Here is a 5,555-nt window from a genome sequence, read left to right on the forward strand (position 1 = left end):
CAATTTCAGGATGCTTTACAGATGTTTGTCCCGCAACAATAGCGCCTTTTTTGGTATGGGGCCCATATTGGCTCAAGACTTCTGCAATGCGTTCGGCTTCAACAGAATAGAATATAACATCAGACAGTTGGGATACCTCCTTACCATCGGCTAAAATTTTAATCCCAAAAGGGTTCAATTCAGCTTCAAGTATTTCTCTACGATGCGGTAGGTCGCAGCCAAGCACATTATAACCAGCTTTAGCCAAAGACTTAGCGTAAATGCAACCCATATCGCCAAGGCCAATAATTCCTATGTTCATTATAAATTATTTTATTGAGGTGTCAACAAGCCTAATCAACTATGGTAACGGTTACACCCATGCTTTGAAGCTGATTTACTGTATGCTCTGAAATTCCGCTATCTGTGATGATGTGATCAATTTCGTCAATATTACAAATTTTTCCGAAACCTCTTTTCCCAAACTTTGTCGAATCTGTTAAAACGATGGTTTTTTGGGAGACACTAATCATTTGTCTATTGAGGTGTGCCTCCATTATGTTTGTTGTTGTTAAGCCAAATTCGAGATCGATTCCATCCACACCTAGGAATAATTTGCTACAGAAAAATTCGTTCAGAATAGCCTCTGAGTACGGACCCATAACAGATGATGAACTTTTGCGAAGCATCCCTCCTAATTGCATCACTTCTGTATAAGGATGGTGCGATAATTCGAGAGCAACATTTAAAGCAGAGGTAATTACAGTTAAGGGTAAATTTAAAGGGATACATTTTGCAAAAGCCAAAACAGAGGTTCCTGATGCAATAATGATGGAGTCATTTTCATTTACAAGGGTCGCAGCAGCTTGTCCGATGCTTATTTTTTCGTCAGATTGCAACTGTTCTTTCTCATTCACGGAGCGATCAATTGTGTATGGATTGGTTAAGGTAGCGCCTCCATGTATCTTGAAAAGCAAATTTTTATCTTCCAGTAGTTTTAAATCCTTTCGAATTGTTACAGATGAAACTTTCAATTCACTGCAGAGGTCTACCACATTTATGTATTGCTCTTTTTGAAGTTTTTTAATTATATACTGATGTCTTTCTGCTAAACTGCTCATTTAAGGGTAATCTATGTCTATGCAAAATACTGAAATTATCTGAAAAAAGCCTTAATTTATGATAGAAATTCAACATTGTATTTTTCATTTATGATTAAAAGGTTTCGAAATGATTACTTATAATTGCGTATTATTTCGTATTATTACTTTTATGCAGTATAGTAAGCAAGATCGCGGTGTTTTAGAGAATGAATCCGAATGGGATTTGATAGTAATTGGGGGAGGAGCAACCGGCCTTGGTACAGCGCTTGATTCTGCAGCTCGCGGATTTAAAACGCTTCTGTTAGAGCAGTCTGATTTTGCTAAAGGAACATCGAGTAGAAGCACCAAGCTTGTCCATGGTGGTGTTAGATATCTAGCTCAGGGCGATATTTCATTGGTTTATCAAGCATTGAAGGAGCGAGGGCGTTTACAAATTAATGCGGCACATCTGGTTTCGAAAGAGGAGTTTTTAATTCCTTGCTACGATTGGTTTTCTGTTATTAAATACCTAAGTGGTTTGAAAATATATGATTGGCTAGCCGGTGGATATAGCTTTGGGAAGTCAAAATTTTTATCTAGAGCAGAAGTGCAAAAAAGATTGCCAGGCCTCGTTGATAAATCACTTGTGGGTGCCATAAGTTATTTCGATGGTAAATTTGATGATGCCCGTCTTGCTGTTAATATTGCTCAGACTTGTATTGAAAGAGGAGGAAGTGTATTAAATTATGTTAAGGTTAATAAGCTTCTTAAGGATAAAAAAGGTAAAGTAAATGGTGTTGAGGCTTTTGATTTGTTAAGTGGAAATAATCATTTATTGCATGCCAAAATTGTTATTAATGCTACTGGAGTTTTTGTAGATGATATTCTTAAAATGAATACCCCAAATGCCGAAAAAATGGTTAGACCAAGCCAGGGTATTCATTTGGTAATTGAAAAAAAGTTTCTTGGGAGTGATTCGGCATTGATGATTCCCAAAACTTCAGATAATCGTGTTCTTTTTGCTGTTCCATGGCATTCTAAATTATTAGTTGGTACAACAGACACCCCTATCGATGAGCATAGTCTTGAGCCCAGGGCTCTTGATGAAGAAGTCGATTTTATTTTGGATACTGCCGCCAAGTATTTTAAAATGAGAATAGATAAAAAAGATGTTTTAAGTGTTTTTGCAGGTTTACGGCCGCTTGCTGCGCCGAGTAAAAATGATAGTAATGCAACTAAGGAGATTTCTAGAGATCATAAACTAATTGTATCTAAATCAGGTTTAATCACTATTACAGGTGGAAAATGGACCACTTATAGAAAAATGTCAGAAGAAACTATTGATACTGCCATTCAAACGAGTAATTTAGGGAGAGAAAAATGTGTCACTAAAGATTTGAAAATTCATGCTTGTACTTCTAATCACTCTTCGAGTCATTTGTCTATTTATGGATCTGACATGGCTAATATTTTAATTTTGGCCTCTGAGTTGTCTGGCGGTGAAGAACAAATTCATGCCTCTTATCCAAATATCAAAGCAGAGGTAATTTGGGCTGTACGTAATGAAATGGCATACAAAGTAGAGGATGTTTTGGCTAGAAGAATGAGAATGCTTTTTGTTGATGCAAGAGCAGCAATTGAAATGTGCCCTATAGTGGCTCAGCTTATGGCTGATGAAATGCAAATGAGTTCCTTATGGGTGGAAGAACAAATCCTTGAATTTACGCAAATTGCGAGCGAATATTTATTAGAACCCCTCATACAGGAAAAAGAAACAACCCTTACATAAGCAAAAAAAAAATGGGAAATTATATTTTATCACTAGATCAAGGTACAACTAGCTCAAGAGCCATAGTTTTTGATCGTGAAGGCAGTATTATAGCCGTTTCGCAGAAAGAATTTGAGCAAATTTATCCCGTACCTGGATGGGTTGAACATAAGCCTTTAGAAATCTGGTCTACTCAAGTATCGGTTGCTACAGAGGTGCTTGCCAAAGCAGGTTTAAATTCTGAGGATATCCATGCCATCGGTATCACCAACCAAAGGGAAACAACGATTGTTTGGGATAAAGAAAGCGGAATTCCAGTTTATAATGCCATTGTATGGCAGGATCGCCGAACATCCGACTATTGTGATTCTATAAGAATGGAACATGGAGACATGATTCGTAAAAAAACCGGACTTATTATTGATTCTTATTTTTCTGCAACAAAGGTTCGTTGGATTCTTGAAAATGTTCCCGGAGCTCGTCAAAAAGCCGATGAGGGGAAATTGCTCTTTGGAACAGTCGATTCTTGGTTGATTTGGAAGCTATCTGGTGGTGCTACGCATGTTACTGATGTGAGTAATGCTTCCCGCACTATGTTATTCGATATTAATACTCTTGAGTGGGATAAACAATTATTAGCGATATTCGATATTCCTGCTTCGATGCTTCCTGAGGTAAAATCATCCAGCGAAGTGTTTGGTCACACTGCAGGAAATATTCTTGCAACAAAAATCCCGATTGCGGGTATTGCTGGAGATCAACAAGCGGCGCTTTTCGGACAAATGTGTACTAAAGTTGGGATGGTAAAAAATACCTATGGTACTGGCTGTTTCATGTTGATGAATATCGGAAGTAAACCGGCTATGTCGGCCAATAACCTCTTAACAACCATCGCATGGAAAATTAACGGTGAGGTTACCTATGCATTAGAGGGGGGTATTTTTATTGGAGGAGCAATTGTTCAGTGGTTAAGAGATGAGCTTGGTTTGATAAAATCATCTGCTGAGGTGGAGGAACTAGCGGCAAAAGTTAAAGATAATGGTGGTGTTTATATTGTTCCAGCGTTCGCGGGTCTAGGAGCACCTCATTGGGATCAACATGCTAGAGGAACAATTACGGGAATCACACGTGGCACAAATTCAGGTCATTTTGCCAGGGCTGCACTTGAAAGTATCGCATACCAAACAATGGAGGTCTTAAAATCAATGGAAGCAGATGCTGGAACTCCAATCAGCGAATTAAGAGTTGATGGGGGTGCAACCGCAAATAATATATTAATGCAGTTTCAAGCAGATATCATGAAATGTAAAGTGATTCGTCCCCAGGTAACAGAAGTGACCGCTTTGGGTGCCGCATATTTGGCTGGCTTAGCAACAGGTTTTTGGAAAGATGTGGAGGAAATCTCCGCACAGTGGAAAGTTGAAAGAAACTTTGAACCTGTAGCTCTTGAGAATTACACGGAATTAGTTAATGGTTGGGAACGTGCCATTAAGGCCGCAAAAGCAAATGTAAGTTTATAAATTTTTTATACCTTTAATTATGACTCCATTTTTAGCAGAATTTATAGGAACAGCATTAATGATCCTTTTGGGTAATGGCGTAGTTGCCAATGTCGTTTTAACTGGAACAAAGGGAAATGGTGGTGGTTGGATTGTAATCACTACCGCTTGGGCTCTGGCAGTATTTGTGGCTGTTGTAGTTGCTGGTCCCTATAGTGGGGCGCATCTTAACCCTGCTGTAACCATCGCGCTAGCGATTTCGGGTAAATTTGATTGGAATCAAGTGCCTTTTTACATGCTTGCACAAATGCTTGGGTCAATGCTAGGTGCATTTTTAGTTTGGATAAAATATAAAGATCATTTTGCTGCAACAGAAGATAAAGGACTTAAGCTTGCTGCTTTCTGTACCGGACCTGCAATTAGAAATACATTATCAAATCTTACCAGTGAAATAATTGGTGCTTTTGTTTTGCTTTTTGTAATTTTTTATTTTACAAATGCTGAAATTGTTGATACCAAAGCTCCAGTTGGTTTGGGGTCTTTAGGAGCAATACCTGTTATGTTTTTAGTTTGGGCTATCGGACTATCACTTGGAGGAACAACAGGATATGCAATTAACCCTGTTCGTGATTTGGGCCCCAGGCTTATGCATTTTATTCTTCCTGTATCTGGTAAAGGTTCATGCGATTGGTCGTATGCGTGGATTCCTGTTATTGGACCGATGATAGGAGCAAGCCTTGCAGCGATACTTTTTCTTATTTTAAATCCTTGATTTAGACAGACTATTTCCGTTTAAGTGTAGGATGCCTCATTATTAATCAATGTTGTCTGGTTAAAATTGAATTTTTATAAAAAAGCCATTTATATTCAATTTAACATGTTTTTAATTTTATAATAAAAAGCAAGCTCACTTTTGGTTAGAATTAGTTTTTATATTTCCATTGCCTAGAATCCTGGTACGTTTGACGTTAGTCAATAATAGCATGAGATCTCTCCACTCGTTACATTAACGCTAAACCTCACATTTGTAGCCGAATGTTCGAGATGACAGGGCGGTGGTTTGACGTTAGAAGTTAAAAGAATATTAAAAACGAATAAAATTATTTAGCAGAATCTCCTTGCACAGACCCTCCGTTCACGCTTCTTCCGCCTCGTCTGGTGAGGCAATGACAGCCCTAGCCCTCGCAAACCCTTTCATAGCATCAGACGCAGCGGAAAACATTTGTA

At 38.3% G+C, this 5,555-nt stretch carries 5 protein-coding genes; 3 read left to right on the top strand and 2 right to left on the bottom strand.

The annotated features are described in order from the left end of the window. Both ACILQF_RS09950 and ACILQF_RS09955 read right to left on the bottom strand, forming a co-directional pair. Positions 1-301, bottom strand: a 301-nt coding sequence (locus ACILQF_RS09950; protein ID WP_395627261.1) for a pyrroline-5-carboxylate reductase family protein, incomplete at its 3' end; no start/stop codon positions are given. Between the two features lie 31 nt (positions 302-332). Continuing rightward, complete coding sequence (locus ACILQF_RS09955; protein ID WP_395627262.1) at positions 333-1,100, bottom strand: DeoR/GlpR family DNA-binding transcription regulator; 768 nt, start codon at positions 1,098-1,100, stop codon at positions 333-335. 151 nt (positions 1,101-1,251) lie between these two features. Between ACILQF_RS09955 and ACILQF_RS09960 the strand changes: the two genes are divergently transcribed. From ACILQF_RS09960 to ACILQF_RS09970, 3 genes are read left to right on the top strand one after another with little or no spacing between them, the layout of a single operon-like run. After that, positions 1,252-2,850, top strand: a complete 1,599-nt coding sequence (locus tag ACILQF_RS09960; RefSeq protein ID WP_395627265.1) for a glycerol-3-phosphate dehydrogenase/oxidase — start codon at positions 1,252-1,254, stop codon at positions 2,848-2,850. An 11-nt stretch (positions 2,851-2,861) separates the two neighbouring features. Continuing rightward, positions 2,862-4,349, top strand: coding sequence for a glycerol kinase GlpK (gene glpK / locus ACILQF_RS09965; RefSeq protein WP_395627263.1), 1,488 nt, complete (start codon positions 2,862-2,864; stop codon positions 4,347-4,349). Between the two features lie 19 nt (positions 4,350-4,368). Then, positions 4,369-5,100, top strand: a complete 732-nt coding sequence (locus ACILQF_RS09970; RefSeq protein WP_395627264.1) for an MIP/aquaporin family protein — start codon at positions 4,369-4,371, stop codon at positions 5,098-5,100. Positions 5,101-5,555 lie beyond the last annotated feature (455 nt).

The sequence above is a fragment of the Daejeonella sp. genome (assembly GCF_044232565.1).
Lineage (GTDB): Bacteria > Bacteroidota > Bacteroidia > Sphingobacteriales > Sphingobacteriaceae > Daejeonella.